Origin of the sequence: Ktedonobacter robiniae, assembly GCF_016587375.1 — a bacterium.
Classification (GTDB): domain Bacteria; phylum Chloroflexota; class Ktedonobacteria; order Ktedonobacterales; family Ktedonobacteraceae; genus Ktedonobacter; species Ktedonobacter robiniae.
This window is the reverse complement of record NZ_BNJG01000001.1, coordinates 4,751,872-4,766,481: the sequence shown is the minus strand read 5'-3', so window position 1 is coordinate 4,766,481 and position 14,610 is coordinate 4,751,872. Positions and strand designations below refer to the sequence as shown.

Below are 14,610 nucleotides of genomic sequence, written 5' to 3'. Positions count from 1 at the left end.
CCGCGCTCAGGAGCAAGACGGATGGGAAAGGAGGAAAAGACCCATGGAGTATCGTGTGGCCGTCCGAGTGGCGAGGCCGCCCACCTGATAGGGGAAATCAACGGTGCTCAGCCCGCGCCGTTCGCGGTGGTGCGGGTGCTTTGGCTCTACCTCGTGCTTCCGCCTGAGTGCGTGCGCGTGTTTACTTCCTCCTCGCGCGCAGACCTGGATGAGCAGGTGAAGCGAGGGAACACGGACCTGTGTGCTTCCTCGCTCACGGCGAGCCAGTTCCTGCAGAAGATGGGGTTCCCTTCACTAGCAGGGGAAAGAGACGGATCAACAGGTGAGAATGCCAAGAACCAGGGAACGACAGTGAAAGAAAAAGGTATGAGGAACCCTATCACTACAAAGGCAGCAGAAGGAAATGAATGAAGCGCAGATCCAGCTTGCGCTGGAAGCGACGCGCGTAGGCGCGTGGGAGCGAGATCCGCGCACAGACCGGCTGATGTGCACCCCTCGGGCTCGTGTGCTCTGGGGCTTCCCGCCAGATGTTCCGCTCAGCATCCGGGACCTCCTGGCAATCGTTCACTCTGATGACCGTGAGCGCGTCGCTCGGCTCCATGAAAAAGATCGCTTTGAAAGGGATCGCCTCGACCTTCAGGAAGGGCTCGAGCACCGCGTCATCTGGCTAGATGGGAGCCTGCACTGGCTGAGCGGGGGAGGACAAGCGATCCGTGACAAGCAAGGCCGGCTAGTTCGCCAGATCGGGATCGTGGTGGAGATCACCGACCGCAAGCGAGCGGAAGAGGAACTGCGGGAGAGCGAACTGCGGTTTCGTCGGCTGATGGAGGCCAACCTCATTGGGGCAGTACTCCTACCGTGCCCTCGGCCTCCCCAAGGCCATCCTCGATCCAAAACTCCATTACTGCCTGGTCGAAATCCAGCCAGGGTCCTGTAAGGGATCTGCCTGTCTGAATATCTACCACAGTATCTTTCGGGAAGCCTTACAAGCCCAGCAATAACTTACACAAACATCCCATAGACAAGAATAGCTCGTAGTTTCGCAGCACTTACTTCATTATAGGGTGAAGAGTGATCAATCGGCGCGGAAAGTGATCAGCACCCCCCTTTACCATTGAAGAAACCCCTCCACTGAATCATGTTAATCTTAGCGTCTCTGAATTGAGAGAATACCGCGAATCTGGGGAATCAGGCTTGCTCAGAATACTCAGAATGCCACGTATGGCTCGGGATGAGGAATGCTGGCCGCTTTTAACCAGGTTGAGATCAGGTTGACGTTCCGCTGACCTGATTCCGGGATGGTGAGTTGCTTCTGCTTCACCAGCTCGCTGAGCAGGTTCAGGATCAGTTCGGGTCGAGCGCTTTCCTGCGGCACCTCCGCGTGCCCGCATTTCTGTACGAGCAGTTTGAGAAAGGCTTCTTGCTGCTCGCTAGGTATGACGAGCGCATAGACATAGACCATTCCATCGTCGTCCTCGCGCGGGAGATAATTGTATTCCTCCGAGAAGGCCAGGCTATGGTCTTCATCTACCCTGAGGCTAAGAGAATAGTTACAATCTGTGCTTTTCTGGAACCCGCGCAAAAAGATCCGCCCTCCACCTGACTTCATTACCTTCGCTCTGGGGATACTGGACAGGAACTCGAAGAGCTTATCTTCCTGAGGATCCTGAGACATCGTTTCTCCCTCCATTGAAATACAGTTGAGCCGCAAAAGACATAATTTCTTCGCCTTATGCTGCTTTCAGCAGGTGCATATTCAGATGTCCTCAGTCAAGGTCAAAAAAACGAAGATGACCGGACAAAGTGATTGAGCCTGCTTATCTTCCTCATCATACCACTTTTTCGACCACGGAATGTGCTGATGAGCCATCTCGTTCCGCGATTTACATTACGACGTCTCGAACTTTTAGTTTTATCACCCGGCAAATTTACAAAAACGTTGCACAATGATTGACTTCTGGAGCGGGTTGACACGCTCTCAATGGCTGTGCTTCTCAACATTGGCGCCAAAATCCCACCTCTCGCGCCAAAAAGGGGTCTTGGTCACTTTCGGTGGAACGGTAGTGCTTAAAAGCAAGGATATAGGATGAGTAGGCTTCTTTTAAGCTTTTCTTCTTTGTCTCCTGTGATCTGTTGAAGTTTTCTACCGAAAGTGACCAAGACCCCCGTTTGAGGTGAAACTGACAAAATCAGCGCGAAGAGTCGAAATTGACCATACTGCCCCTGGAGAAACTGCTCCTCATCTGGTTTCTTTCCTCTTCATTCTGTTCATCACGATCCCATGGCTCATGTTCCTCTGCGGTTCTCACCAAAAGCTCTCGGAGGCCCTTAGGAAAAGGCTCGGTGTAACTGCTTGAATTGCTTGTAGTGCGAGCGCTCATGGGTTGCAAGCCATTCGGCGTAAAATTTTACTGTGCGAACGAGCGGCTTCCCGGCACCCGTGATCGTAGCAGTACGAGACCATGCGGCGGCAGATAAGGATTCCAGCAGGGTCAGGAGTTCGGCGCGCTGAGCAGTGTACGCCTGCAAGGAGGGCTCAAATTCCAAGGTGGGATAGTCCATCCCTTTGACCCAAGCCGACGGGTGGACGGCACGAAGAATCGGCTGTTCCTCAACCAAGATTGCACGCATACACTGCCCCCAGACATCCGCACATGAACGCAGATGAACCAACACGTCAATAGCGGACCACGCTTCCCCATGCGGTGGTGTGCGCAACTGCGCAGGCGATAGGTCGGAGGTGAGGGCTGCAATCCGTGTTGGCCCTTCGCCCAACAGAGAGAGGATCTTCTCGACAGGCAATTCTGCATGAGACATGGGAGAGCGTCTCCTTTTTTTGAAGAGATTTTACCACAGAATGAGTTCTCATCAAAAGCCAGGACTGAGATAGTCAACGACGCATCTCTTTTGAGGCTTGGGGGACGGGAGAGTTCTGCAAATTCTCTTCCTGAGGTGATACCTACTGACCGCGTGATAAGGAGCTAAACGCACCTGGACGAGAGACAAGTTGGCTTCTCAAATAAACGCAAGGACTCAGGTTGTTCTCGGTCAGAAATGCGCTCAAAGGAGGATCGATTGTGCCCTGCTTCCAAGGGATACTGAAAGTAATTCATCAGATGAGCATTCGACATACGCGAAAGGAAAAACTGCTATGAGTGACACACAAACCTTGCGAGGGCTCTCCACTGTGAGTTTTTACGCGGCTGATCTCGCAGCGGCCAAGAAGTGGTATACTGAACTGTTGGGCATCGATCCCTACTTCCAAGTTCCAGGCTATATTGAGTTTCGCCTCGGTGACTACCAACACGAGTTAGGAGTGATCGATAGCCGCTACGCCCGCCGCTTCGGCTTCCGGTCCGGCTGGTGCTATTGTGTACTGGCACGTTGACAATGTGAGAGCCATGCTGGAAAAGCTGTTGTCCCTGGGAGCCAAAGAGCACCAACCCCCCACAGACCGTGGCGAGGGGTTCGTCACGGCTTCTGTGGTCGACCCGTTTGGCAACATCCTGGGCATCATGTCTAACCCCCACTACCTGCAGATTCTCGAAGCGGTCAAGAAAGGATAAGTCGTACCTCGATCACAGACCTGTGATTGATCTCACCATACCCATCTGGGCCGGAAACAACTACACCAAGTAACCACATTGACGAGAACAGGCTTCAAGGATGTGACGCTTGTGGTGAAGCTGCTCTCTGGCTCGAATCAGTTCCTGAGAAAGCAGGTCGAGATCGCGACAACAGAGATTGCCCATTTGGACCTGCTTGAGATAGTGCCACACACTCTCGTCTGGGTTGAGATCAGGAGCGTCGCCTGGCAGTTGCTCTAAATGGACCCGTTTGCCCATCTTGGTGCGGAGAAAGGCTTTCATTTCCTCAACTCTATGAATGGGAGAGCCATCCCAAATGATCTGTTTTGCTTCCATCCTTGCTGTTTCAATTTCCATGCTTGTTTGCGTCGTTCTTCTCGCCAATCTGCCTTCTTCGGAGTTCCCATACCTCTTATTCTATCGCTGTTTACTTGCTTACGCCGACGTCAGTAAGTACATTACGCCGTTTCCTAAAAGGGAAGATGACCTATCTCCACTGGATGGCCAATTTCAACTCTTCGTGCTGATTTCGTCAGTTTTACCTCAAACGTGGGTCTTCCCACGGGATGCACAACGAGCTAGTACCCTGTCGTAGTATGCAGTAATTTCAACATCTATTTTTGTGCTCTTACAATGGCAAATTGCTCTAGAGATTGCACGCACTTCCATCGCCTGCTGCATCTCAACATTGTAACGATAGTTTGAAGCCAGGAAATCTGCACTGACGAGGAGCAGGATGATAGAAGCTTTATTCAATTCCTGATCAATGACTTGTGTCCAGTCGGTCCCTGGCTCAATCTTGCGATCGTCCTTATCGTTGGTTCGTGCTAAGCCACTAGGAGGGTAAGAAGGAAGCAAAACTGGCAAGAAGGGAAGCGAGATCCATAGCCGAACAGTTTTTGCATCGTTTCCCACGAGACTGATCTTCCCAACTGTGATTCGGAAACTGACCTTTCACTCGCCGGGGCCGACGAGCGGCCCACTCACGTCCTTTTCAAGGCTCGGCGATTTATTGCGGAGGCACATCCCTCAATCAGGGCTTGAAGCCCATACTCAAAAGACGCTTCGTTGTAGGGACTCCCACCTTCGGCCAACGCGACGAGGAGTGGAGTTGTCTGCCCTTCACTCAAAATCTCCACGAGAGCATCATGGGCAACAGGCTCAGGTGTCGTGGGTTGCCGCGCGCTTTGCTCCTGAAGGATGAAGCCGTTGACATAGTTGGTAAGCGCAGTGATGGTGCGCAGTGCCCCAACGGGATCGAAGCCAAGGGCCACCATCGCCCCAAGCTCCTCATTAAAGGCTCGAATGGCGGCAGGGCTGAGTTGCCGTGCTTCGGTGACGATCCGAGCGCTATCAGGATAGACTAGCAGGGATGTTCGATAGGCGCACACACGACGCACCAGCCACTGTTGCCAGGTCTCCCCGAAACGCGGAGGGCCCATGCCTGCTCCCCGAATGAGGGCGTCGGCCATCGCGTCCAGGAGTTCCTGCTTGTTATGGAAGTGCCAATAGAGGGCAGGTGATTTGACTCCCAATTCGTCTGCGAGACGCCGGGTGGACAACCCGTCGAGTCCGACCTTTTTGAGCAGCTCCAAGGCTGTCTGGACCACCGTCGCTCGATCCAGGGATGGTCGATGTTCTTCACTCCTGGCTTTTTGGCTCATACTTGACTCCTTATCACTGATAAGGTAGTATATCATACACTTCAATTTATCAGTGATAAGGAGATGGTTCCGATGGAGAATCGCAAAGGGAATGCGGGTGAAATCGCCAGGCTTCTCGCCCAGGCTTCGGACGGGACAAGCGTGCGTGCAGAGGCTGAGGGAGAGGGACGGGTCATTCTCATCCTCCATCCCGGAATGAATACCGCCAAGAGCTACGAAAAGGTCGCGGCCAGACTGGGCAGGCAATACCGGGTCATCCGACTTCATCGTCGCCAATACCGCCTTGATCTCAAAACAGATCCCCTCCGTGGCTCACCATGCACCGTTGCGGAGGAGGTCGAGCATGTTCTCGCCATAGTCAAGGCTGTTGGAGAGCCCGTCTTTCTCTTCGGCCACTCATCGGGCGGGACCGTCGCGCTTGAGGCACTCGTTGCCTCACCATCATCCTTCGTTGGCGGGATGATCTACGAGCCAGCTCTCGTTCTGGGGAGCGCAGATGGTCTTCACCTGGCGGGGGACTGGATCGAGCGTAACAGCGAGGTGGGCGAGGGACTCAGGCGTGCGAGGCAAGCGCTCGCGAAAGGTCAGCCAGGCAGAGCCATTGGGATATTCACACAGGTGATCGCTGGATGGCAGGACTTTTTGGCGAACTCTGCCGGCGCACTCACTGCGCTAGTTCCTGCCTACCGTCAGCTCATTCCGTGCCAGATCGACGACCTGGAGGCCATGGAACGACTCGGGATACGCCTTGATGCCTACTCCAAACTGAAACTGCCCGTCGCGATGGTGTGCGGAGAGCGGAGCCCTGACGGTAACCTGGAAATGGTCTCTGCGGTGGCTGATGTCCTTCCCAGGGGCGAGCGCATTACACTAAGCAGGCAGGGCCACGCCTGCCACGTTAGAGATCCTCAAAAGCTTGCCGACGTGATTGAAAACTTCGCCAAGAGGGTCTTTGAATAGGTTCCATGTAATACCATACCGCTTCTCTATGGCATTACATGGGCCAATTTCTGTGAAACGATCACTCCTTCACGTCACGTTTCCACGTCACAACAATTGAGACCACCGTGAAGACCACAGTATAGGCCAGTGTCACCCATAACGAATGTACCCCGGTCCCCTTGATCAGCGGCCCGAATCCCATTACCGTAAAACCAGCGTTGGGCAGGAGCAGCACGGGCATCGCATTCAGATTTGGCCCAAGCAGATAGGCTGTAATATTCAGCCAGATTTCGCTCTGTGTAACCTGAGCCAGGATCATAAAGACCAGCACGCTCATATTATCTAGAGGGAAGAGAGCGATAGCGCCCCCCAGACCGAGCGCTAATGAACGGCTCAATGCAGTAAACATGGTAGCAGCCATGATACTGGCTGTCATGCTGATCAAAACTGTCAGCGCATAGAGGCCAGCATCAGCCCAGAACTTGCTATTTATTGCTCCAAAAGTATTGAAGCTACCCGTGAGCGAGAGTATAGTAATACCTGACAGGATTATACTCAGTAGGGACCAGCAGGCAAAAAGGATGAGCGCAACACAGAGCATGGCAGTGATTTTAGCAAGCAACAACTGCACCCGACCGACACCACGCGCTAACAAGATACGAATAGTGCCATACTGATAATCCAAACCGATAGCATATGAGGTGAGAACAAGCAGGAACATGCCACCGAATACACGCATAATCATCAAATTGGCATCTAGCTCACGATAGAGGAAACTCAACGGTTCACGAGCCAATAACTCTCTCATACTGTTTGAAGTGAGCAGGAAGAACTGCAACAGGACAGTTCCGCCAATCAGACAGACGACCATAACCCGGGTAATTAACAGTCGCGATACTTTGAGAAGCTCCCCCCTGAGTATGCCAAAAAAGCTCGGTTTGAGCGAATGTACTGACGGTGTAGAAGATATAGATTGCGCCTGAGCGCTGGTGGTTGTCATACTCATCTTACCACACATCTCCTGAATTATTGCCTGTTAACTGTAAGAAAATCTGCTCAAGATCCTGGGTAGCAGGTACGATAACATCGGGCGCAAAACCTGCATGTACCAGAAAGAGATTCAACTCGCGCCCGCGTCCTAATGGTGCCGCAGTAATAAGATCACTGTGCTCGTCCAGATGCGCACCCTGGCCCCACTGCTGGCTTTTAATCAGATCGAGAGCCTCCTGAGATTGATCCAGTTGCACCCGGAAATGTCCCTGGCCCTTTATCAGAGCATCAACTGTCGTCTCCATCACCAATTCTCCCAGGCGGATGATTCCCACATGGGTACAGATCTGTTGCACCTCAGTGAGCAGGTGACTGGAGATCAAAACCGTTTTGCCAGCAGCTGAGAGTCGATGCATCAGATCGCGCATCTCGACAATACCAGCCGGGTCCAGACCGTTGGCAGGCTCATCGAGTACCACACAACAGCATCAAGCACTAGTGTCTGGTGGTTTGTCATGATTGCAGGAATTGCAGCGATTGTTGTGGGAGTGTTGCTTCTTATCTCGCCAGGAACGACGCTTCTTGTGCTCGTACAACTCTTAGGAGTCTATTGGTTGGTAACTGGTGTTCTTGCTTTTGCCAACCTCTGCATTGATAGGACGCTGTGGGGGTGGAAGCTTATCTCTGGTGTTTTAGGCGTTGTTGCAGGTCTGCTCGTCTTACGGAATCCATTATTGAGCGCGATCTTCGTGCCAAAATTGCTGGTGATCTTTCTGGCAATAGATGCGTTTGTTATGGGGATGACACAGAACATTCATGCGTTCAGAGGTGGTGGTTCCAGCCTCGCTATCCTGGGCATCATGAATGTTATCTTTGCCATCATTTTGCTGTTGAACCCACTCATTGGCGTTCTTCTTCTGCCGATTCTTCTGGGTATTATTGCGGTGATTGGCGGAGGTCTTGCAGCTATTCGAGCCTTTGCTTCGCGTCCGCGACAGACACCACTACAACCGCCCGGGACGCAGCCTGTGTAAGGCATGTACATTTGAAAATGATGACCCTGAACTGACCCAAACCCGATGTGCAACTGTTTGGTATAAGATGTTTCTCAGGAAGAGGACCATACTCTCGATGCCAAAGAGATGACTTCTTGCGACCAATATAGACTCTACTATATGGAGGGAGAGGCGCATCACAATCCATGATTAGACATGCTGAGCAAAAAGAGAAAACCCTCATACACATGTGTATGAGGGTCGTATGTGAGCCAGGATACTTACTACTGAGCGAACTTCGCCGCTAGCTCGCGAGCACTAGGCTCAACCAGGATCGAGCCATCGGGGAAGATAATGGTTGGGACGGTACGCTTACCACCGTTGACCTTGACCACAAATTCCGCGGCCTGCTCATCCTCTTCAATATTTATGTCTTCATAAGCGATACTATGCGAATCAAACCAGCGTTTCGCCATACGACAATCACCACACCAGGTAGTGCTGTACATCTTAATGGTTGTATTAGAGGTTGTTGTATCCGACACTGATAGCTCCTTAGTGAGAAAGTAATTTATCGGCGAGGTTTTGGGTCTCGCTTCTAAAAACAAGCCTTGGCGCTGATCTATTCCCATTATAGCGCCTCGAACTCAACTATTAGCATAATGGAAATCTTCTCCTGGCGCAACCAGGACTCTTCTCGCCTGCGGCGCTCACAGAGTAAAGAGATGAGCATGAAAACCCGGGCAATGCCCGGGTTTTCATGCTCATCTCTTTACTCTGAAGAGGTGTTGTCTCAATTGAGACCAAAAAATAGAAAGAGCGTTGGCAACACAAAGTCTCTTGTTGTCAACGCTCTTGTCGATACCTGTCCAAAGAAGTATTCCCTCAATTTTGCTGAGCCACGCTGGCCTGCTCACGCTCCCCGTGCCGCGATGTCCTCTCGCTCGTGCTCAGATCCGATCTCAGACCGCTCTCACTCACACCACAAGGACTCACCACATACGCGAAGAAACAGAATGGGAAACAAGCCGTACGATCATTAGTACTGCTCCGCTCCACCTGTTACCAGGCGTCCACGCGCAGCCTATCCACCAGGTCTTCTTCCTGGGATCTTGACTCTTCTTGAGAGTGGGAAAAGTTATCTTCGGGTCGGCTTCGCGCTTAGATGCTTTCAGCGCTTATCCCTTCTTGACGTAGCTACCCAGCTCTGGAGGAGGCCCCCCAACTGGCGCACTAGCGGTCAAGCCATCTCGGTCCTCTCGTACTGAAGATGACTCCCCTCACTTTTCCGACGCCCACGACGGATAGAGACCGAACTGTCTCGCGACGTTCTGAACCCAGCTCGCGTGCCGCTTTCATGGGCGAACAGCCCAACCCTTGGGACCTACTCCAGCCCCAGGATGCGACGAGCCGACATCGAGGTGCCAAACCTTGCCGTCGATGTGAACTCTTGGGCAAGATAAGCCTGTTATCCCCGGGGTAGCTTTTATCCGTTGAGCCACACTCCTTCCACACGGGAATGTGGGATCACTAAGCCCGACTTTCGTCCCTGCTCGGCCTGTACGCCTTACAGTCAAGCTCCCTTGTGCCTTTACACTCTACAGAGGGTGATGTCCATCCACCCTGAGGGAACCTTTGGGCGCCTCCGTTACTCTTTGGGAGGCGACCGCCCCAGTCAAACTACCCATCTGGCCCTGTTCACGTCCCGGATCACGGTGACGTGTGAGACACAAACCATGGTGAGAGTGGTATTTCACTGCTGCCTCCCTCACCCCCACAAGGATGAGTTCTTCGGCTCCCACCTATGCTACGCACACCATACTTCGTTTCCAGGCCAAACTGTAGTAAAGCTCCACGGGGTCTTTTTGTCCTGTCGTGGGTAACCCGTATCTTCACGGGTACTTCAATTTCGCCGAGTCCTCTGTCGAGACAGCGCTCAAGTCGTTACTCCTTTCGTGCGGGTCGGAACTTACCCGACAAGGAATTTCGCTACCTTAGGACCGTTATAGTTACGGCCGCCGTTCACCGGGGCTTAGATTCGTGGCTACGCACACCACTCCTCGTAACCTTCCGGCACTGGGCAGGAGTCAGCCCCTATACTTCCGCTTTCGCGTTCGCAGAGACCTGTGTTTTTGGTAAACAGTCGCTTGAGCCGATTTCTTGCAACCTTCTCACCATGTGTGCAAGCACACACAGCTACGCAGGCACCCCTTCTTCCAAAGGTACGGGGTTAATTTGCCGAGTTCCTTAACAGAGGGTCGCTCGATCACCTGGGGAGATTTCCCCCTGCCTACCAGTGTCGGTTTGCGGTACGGGCGGAACAGTTTCTGGCGAGAGGCTTTTCTTGACGGCCTGGGGACCAATGACTTCCGCACCCTCGCGGGCGCTCGGCCTCAGTGTCACGCATAATGTGTCCGGGATTTTCCTCGGTCACGCGCTTCAACAGAGGCACCGATCCTGTCCATTCGATCGGCTCACCTTCCCTACCGCGTCCCCCCATTGCTCATAACGAAACGTTCCGGTGCAGGATTCTCTGACCTGCTTTCCATCGCCTACGGCATGACGCCCTCGGCTTAGGGCCCGACTCACCCTGGGACGATTGACGTTGCCCAGGAACCCTCAGGCATTCGGTGTGTCTGGTTCTCGCAGACATTGCGCTACTCATTCCGGCATTCTCACTTCTCTTACCTCCACCAGTCCTTGCGGTCTGGCTTCTCAGGCGTCGAGAACGCTCCCCTACCAATATAGGTAGTCCTATATTCCACGGCTTCGGTACGATGCTTTAGCCTCGATACGTTGTCGGTGCCATTGCACTCGACCAGTGAGCTATTACGCACTCTTTAAATGGTGGCTGCTTCTAAGCCAACATCCTGGCTGTTTGGGCGCATTGACCCCCTTTGACACTGAGCATCGATTTGGAGACCTTAGCCGATGGTCTGGGCTGTTTCCCTTTTGACGACGAAGCTTAGCCCCCGCCGTCTCACTCACCTGGATCCTGTCCTGGCATTCGGAGTTTAAGTAGGGTTGGTAACCCGCACAGGGCCCCTAGCCTATCTAGTGCTCTACCTCCAGGATAGTCGTATCAGGTGGCTGTACCTCAATACATTTCGGGGAGAACCAGCTATCTCCGTGTTCGATTAGCATTTCACCCCTACCCACAAGTCATCCCCCAGTTTTGCAACACTGGTGGGTTCGAGCCTCGACGGACTGTTACATTCGCTTCACTCTGCTCATGGGTAGCTCACACGGTTTCGGGTCGCATCGCCGCTACATACCCGCCTGTTTGAGACTCGGTTGCCCTCTGGCTCCCCAGCTTTAGCGCTGGTTAACCTGCAACGTGCGATGCACTCGCCGGATCATTCTACAAAAGGCACGCCATCAGCCCTTGGTGCCTCGTGGCACAGTGGCCTCTGACTGCTTGTGAGTACGTGGTTTCAGGGACTCTTTCATCCCCCTCTCGGGGTACTTTTCACCTTTCCCTCACGGTACTTGTTCGCTATCGGTCGCTGAAGTTCTTTAGCCTTGGAGGGTGGTCCCCCCAGCTTCCCACAAGATTGCACGTGTCTCGTGGTACTCAGGATGCCAACCACGCTCATGTCCTCGTCCTCTACGGGACTCTCACCCCCTCTGGTGGCACCTTCCAATGCCTTCGAGTAAGCACATGATCGCTACTGTTGGTCCTACAACCCCGCCTATTCACGAAGAATAGATGGTTTGGGCTCGTCCCGGTTCGCTCGCCACTACTACGGGAATCTCGGTTGATTTCTCTTCCGCAGGCTACTGAGATGTTTCAGTTCACCCACGATCCTCCATATCGCCTATGTGTTCAGCGATAGGTCTCCAGACATGACTCTGGAGGGGTTGCCCCATTCGGACTCTCAGGGCTCATCGCTTGGATGCAGCTCCCCCTGAATGTTTCGCCGGTCTCCGCGTCCTTCATCGGTCTTCAGCGCCAAGGCATCCACCTCGTACTCTGTTTCGCTTGTTCTGCCTTGTCTGCTTCTTCTTGTGTTAACCCTTGTTGTATGGGATCTCGGTCTTCGTTCTTCACTGTCACGAGCTTCGAATGACTCACGTCACGGTTGAGCATTTGCATGCCAACGTGCTCGCTCAGCAAAATTGAAGGATACTTCTTTGGTTGTTCAGGTACAATGCGGGCTTCGGATCTGGGTTGAACCAGCGGCCGAACCGCTCAAGAGTGGAAGCAGGGTACATCCGGACAGGTCGTTCCTGTTCGACCTGAGAGTGCACTACCGAAATCGATAGTGATGACTCCCTAGAAAGGAGGTGATCCAGCCGCACCTTCCGGTACAGCTACCTTGTTACGACTTCACCCCAATCACCGACCCCACCCTCGACGCCTGCCTCTCACAAGGAGTTAGCCTGGCGGCTTCAGGTGTTGCCGACTTTCGTGGTGTGACGGGCGGTGTGTACAAGACCCGGGAACGTATTCACCGTAGTGTGCTGACCTACGGTTACTAGCAACTCCACCTTCATGCAGGCGAGTTTCAGCCTGCAATCTGAACTGAGACCAGGTTTTTGAGCTTGGCTCCCCCTCGCGGGTTGGCATCCCTTTGTTACTGGCCATTGTAGCGTGTGTGTCGCCCAAGTCGTAAGGGCCGTGCTGACTTGACGTCATCCCCGCCTTCCTCCCGTGAGGGCAGTTCCGCCTAGAAGTTGTAATAGGCAGTAGGGGTTGCGCTCGTTGCGGGACTTAACCCAACATCTCACGACACGAGCTGACGACAGCCATGCAGCACCTGTGCAAACGTCCCGAAGGAACAGCGCATTACCGCTGGTGCATCTGCATGTCAAGACTTGGTAAGGTTCTTCGCGTTGCATCGAATTAAACCACACGCTCCGCTGCTTGTGCGGGTCCCCGTCAATTCCTTTGAGTTTTAATCTTGCGACCGTACTCCCCAGGCGGACCACTTATTGCGTTTGCGACGGCACGGAAGGGGTCGATACCTCCCACACCTAGTGGTCATCGTTTACGGCTAGGACTACCAGGGTATCTAATCCTGTTCGCTCCCCTAGCTTTCGCACCTGAGCGTCAGATGCTTCCCAGGACACTGCCTTCGCCATTGGTGTTCCTCCGGATCTCTACGCATTTCACCACTCCACCCGGAATTCCGTGTCCCTCTGAAGCCCTCAAGTCTCGCCGTTTCCAAAGACCTTTCCCAGTTGAGCCGGGAACTGTCACTCCAGACGTACGAAACCGCCTGCGTGCGCTTTACGCCCAGTAACTCCGGACAACGCTCGCCCCCTACGTATTACCGCGGCTGCTGGCACGTAGTTAGCCGGGGCTTGTTCCTTGGGTACCGTCCTTACTCGTCCCCAAGAAAAGCAGTTTACACTCCGAAAAGCGTCCTCCTGCACGCGGCGTTGCTCGTTCAGGGTTGCCCCCATTGACGAAAATTCCTCACTGCTGCCCCCCGTAGGAGTCTGGGCCGTTCTCAATCCCAGTGTGGCTGACCATCCTCTCAGACCAGCTACCGATCGTGGCCTTGGTGAGCTCTTACCTCACCAACAAGCTAATCGGCCACAGGCCCATCCCAAGGCGCCCTTGCGAGCTTTGTTCCCGAAGAAACATATGCGGTATTGTCGGCGATTTCTCGCCGGTATTCCTCACCTCGGGGCAGGTACCCATGTGTTACTCACCCGTCCGCCACTCCCTCTCTTGCGAGAGGGCGTTCGACTTGCATGTGTTAGGCACGCCGCCAGCGTTTATCCTGAGCCAGGATCAAACTCGCCATTCAAGTGATGAATGTATCTCTCACAGACACCACCAGGCATCTGTAATGATCATGTAGTTTGCGTCCAGGCTAGAAGCACGTTGTCGTTACTTCATTGCTTTGTTCGCAGAATTGACAGGAACGGTGTTCTCCGCGATTGAGCGGCGCTCAACCAACGAAGTTCCGTTGTACTTCTGCATTCCACTCTTCAGTTGTTCAGGGTGCTCTGGTTCGTTCTTCTTTTGCTGTTGAACCGCAACCCGGCAGGCCTCGTGGGCTTGCCTCATTCGTTGTCTCGCTCCGGCGCTCGCGGTGTCCGTGCTCGCCGTTGACTGTGTCAGTATCGCATACACTTTGCGCTTTGTCAAGTACTTTTCTGACGTCTTTTTGCGATCGTTGAAAACTCGTTTTCAGTCGCGCAAAACCTGGTCAGAGACCCTCTCTGCATCCTGTCAGAGACAGCATAAAGTCACGTCCACTCTTCTTGGAGAGAACGTGTCATGCAGCGGGGGAAGTACCCGTGGCGAGCCACCTTAGCGTGGCACCTGGGCATCTGCGGTCCTCACCGTTCCCAGTGAGTGAGATGCCGGGTAAATCGGACAGGAGCACCGATCAGGCCGGTGATTGTCGCTGTTTTACCGTGTGTTTGGAGTGAAGGCATTATGCCATAGACCTTATCTCCATGTCAAGGCTTTAC

13 protein-coding genes, 2 rRNA genes and 1 pseudogene are annotated in these 14,610 nt (G+C 53.5%); 5 read left to right on the top strand and 11 right to left on the bottom strand.

Going from position 1 to position 14,610, the window contains the following annotated elements; all coding sequences use genetic code 11:
* Positions 1 to 21 precede the first annotated feature (21 nt).
* Both JMJ04_RS19995 and JMJ04_RS19990 read left to right on the top strand, forming a co-directional pair.
* Entirely contained in the window at positions 22 to 411 is a 390-nt protein-coding gene (locus JMJ04_RS19995) for a hypothetical protein (RefSeq protein WP_201372185.1), read from the top strand.
* Complete coding sequence (locus tag JMJ04_RS19990) at positions 404 to 937, top strand: PAS domain-containing protein (protein WP_201372184.1); 534 nt, start codon at positions 404 to 406, stop codon at positions 935 to 937. Before JMJ04_RS19995 ends, JMJ04_RS19990 begins: the two co-directional genes overlap by 8 nt.
* A gap of 270 nt (positions 938 to 1,207) precedes the next feature.
* Here JMJ04_RS19990 and JMJ04_RS19985 read toward each other — a convergent pair whose 3' ends face one another.
* Entirely contained in the window at positions 1,208 to 1,675 is a 468-nt protein-coding gene (locus tag JMJ04_RS19985; protein WP_201372183.1) for a hypothetical protein, read from the bottom strand.
* Between the two features lie 653 nt (positions 1,676 to 2,328).
* Complete coding sequence (locus tag JMJ04_RS19980; RefSeq protein ID WP_201372182.1) at positions 2,329 to 2,817, bottom strand: DinB family protein; 489 nt, start codon at positions 2,815 to 2,817, stop codon at positions 2,329 to 2,331.
* Between the two features lie 334 nt (positions 2,818 to 3,151).
* Here JMJ04_RS19980 and JMJ04_RS48735 point away from each other — a divergent pair.
* A pseudogene (locus JMJ04_RS48735) lies at positions 3,152 to 3,566 on the top strand (VOC family protein).
* A gap of 60 nt (positions 3,567 to 3,626) precedes the next feature.
* On the opposite strand, the gene JMJ04_RS19965 reads toward JMJ04_RS48735, so the two are convergent.
* From JMJ04_RS19965 to JMJ04_RS19955, 3 genes are all read right to left on the bottom strand, one after another.
* Complete coding sequence (locus JMJ04_RS19965) at positions 3,627 to 3,923, bottom strand: transposase (protein ID WP_201372179.1); 297 nt, start codon at positions 3,921 to 3,923, stop codon at positions 3,627 to 3,629.
* A 207-nt stretch (positions 3,924 to 4,130) separates the two neighbouring features.
* On the bottom strand, positions 4,131 to 4,502 hold the full coding sequence (locus JMJ04_RS19960) for a toll/interleukin-1 receptor domain-containing protein (RefSeq protein ID WP_201372178.1): 372 nt from the start codon (positions 4,500 to 4,502) through the stop codon (positions 4,131 to 4,133).
* Positions 4,503 to 4,570: 68 nt separating this feature from the next.
* Positions 4,571 to 5,251 carry a TetR/AcrR family transcriptional regulator C-terminal domain-containing protein gene (locus JMJ04_RS19955; protein ID WP_201372177.1) on the bottom strand — a complete coding sequence of 227 codons (681 nt, stop codon included), beginning with the start codon at positions 5,249 to 5,251 and terminating at the stop codon, positions 4,571 to 4,573.
* 72 nt (positions 5,252 to 5,323) lie between these two features.
* Here JMJ04_RS19955 and JMJ04_RS19950 point away from each other — a divergent pair, with 72 nt between their 5' ends.
* A complete protein-coding gene (locus JMJ04_RS19950; protein WP_201372176.1) occupies positions 5,324 to 6,211 on the top strand; it encodes an alpha/beta fold hydrolase in 888 nt (295 codons plus the stop codon).
* 61 nt (positions 6,212 to 6,272) lie between these two features.
* Here the strand turns inward: JMJ04_RS19950 and JMJ04_RS19945 are convergent, their stop codons facing one another.
* Together JMJ04_RS19945 and JMJ04_RS19940 are read right to left on the bottom strand one after the other, a co-directional pair.
* A complete protein-coding gene (locus JMJ04_RS19945) occupies positions 6,273 to 7,199 on the bottom strand; it encodes an ABC transporter permease subunit (RefSeq protein WP_201372175.1) in 927 nt (308 codons plus the stop codon).
* Between the two features lies 1 nt (position 7,200).
* Positions 7,201 to 7,599, bottom strand: coding sequence for an ATP-binding cassette domain-containing protein (locus JMJ04_RS19940; RefSeq protein WP_201372174.1), 399 nt, complete (start codon positions 7,597 to 7,599; stop codon positions 7,201 to 7,203).
* Between JMJ04_RS19940 and JMJ04_RS19935 the strand changes: the two genes are divergently transcribed.
* Positions 7,594 to 8,217 (top strand): HdeD family acid-resistance protein, encoded by a 624-nt coding sequence (locus tag JMJ04_RS19935; RefSeq protein WP_201372173.1) that lies wholly within the window; start codon positions 7,594 to 7,596, stop codon positions 8,215 to 8,217. The two genes, JMJ04_RS19940 and JMJ04_RS19935, sit on opposite strands and share 6 nt — an antisense overlap.
* A 245-nt stretch (positions 8,218 to 8,462) precedes the next feature.
* On the opposite strand, the gene JMJ04_RS19930 is transcribed toward JMJ04_RS19935, so the two are convergent.
* The 4 genes from JMJ04_RS19930 to JMJ04_RS19915 form a co-directional block, all read right to left on the bottom strand.
* The gene (locus tag JMJ04_RS19930) at positions 8,463 to 8,687 is read right to left on the bottom strand and encodes a mycoredoxin (RefSeq protein ID WP_374226796.1); all 225 of its coding nucleotides are present in this window, start codon (positions 8,685 to 8,687) and stop codon (positions 8,463 to 8,465) included.
* Between the two features lie 510 nt (positions 8,688 to 9,197).
* Positions 9,198 to 12,166, bottom strand: a 23S ribosomal RNA gene (locus JMJ04_RS19925).
* Positions 12,167 to 12,458: 292 nt separating this feature from the next.
* A 16S ribosomal RNA gene (locus JMJ04_RS19920) occupies positions 12,459 to 13,937 on the bottom strand.
* The 16S and 23S rRNA genes sit together here, the layout of an rRNA operon.
* Positions 13,938 to 14,020: 83 nt before the next feature.
* Positions 14,021 to 14,281 (bottom strand): hypothetical protein, encoded by a 261-nt coding sequence (locus JMJ04_RS19915; RefSeq protein ID WP_201372171.1) that lies wholly within the window; start codon positions 14,279 to 14,281, stop codon positions 14,021 to 14,023.
* Positions 14,282 to 14,610 lie beyond the last annotated feature (329 nt).

Excerpts from the sequence above, each read along its gene's own strand:
- JMJ04_RS19950 (WP_201372176.1), top strand. The coding sequence starts at position 5,324 with ATGGAGAATCGCAAAGGGAATGCGGGTGAAATCGCCAGGCTTCTCGCC.
- JMJ04_RS19935 (WP_201372173.1), top strand. The coding sequence starts at position 7,594 with ATGCATCAGATCGCGCATCTCGACAATACCAGCCGGGTCCAGACCGTT.
- JMJ04_RS19930 (WP_374226796.1), bottom strand. The coding sequence starts at position 8,687 with ATGTACAGCACTACCTGGTGTGGTGATTGTCGTATGGCGAAACGCTGG.
- JMJ04_RS19980 (WP_201372182.1), bottom strand. The coding sequence starts at position 2,817 with ATGTCTCATGCAGAATTGCCTGTCGAGAAGATCCTCTCTCTGTTGGGC.
- JMJ04_RS19955 (WP_201372177.1), bottom strand. The coding sequence starts at position 5,251 with ATGAGCCAAAAAGCCAGGAGTGAAGAACATCGACCATCCCTGGATCGA.
- JMJ04_RS19990 (WP_201372184.1), top strand. The coding sequence starts at position 404 with ATGAATGAAGCGCAGATCCAGCTTGCGCTGGAAGCGACGCGCGTAGGC.
- JMJ04_RS19945 (WP_201372175.1), bottom strand. The coding sequence starts at position 7,199 with ATGAGTATGACAACCACCAGCGCTCAGGCGCAATCTATATCTTCTACA.
- JMJ04_RS19965 (WP_201372179.1), bottom strand. The coding sequence starts at position 3,923 with ATGGAAGCAAAACAGATCATTTGGGATGGCTCTCCCATTCATAGAGTT.
- JMJ04_RS19940 (WP_201372174.1), bottom strand. The coding sequence starts at position 7,599 with ATGCATCGACTCTCAGCTGCTGGCAAAACGGTTTTGATCTCCAGTCAC.
- JMJ04_RS19995 (WP_201372185.1), top strand. The coding sequence starts at position 22 with ATGGGAAAGGAGGAAAAGACCCATGGAGTATCGTGTGGCCGTCCGAGT.
- JMJ04_RS19985 (WP_201372183.1), bottom strand. The coding sequence starts at position 1,675 with ATGTCTCAGGATCCTCAGGAAGATAAGCTCTTCGAGTTCCTGTCCAGT.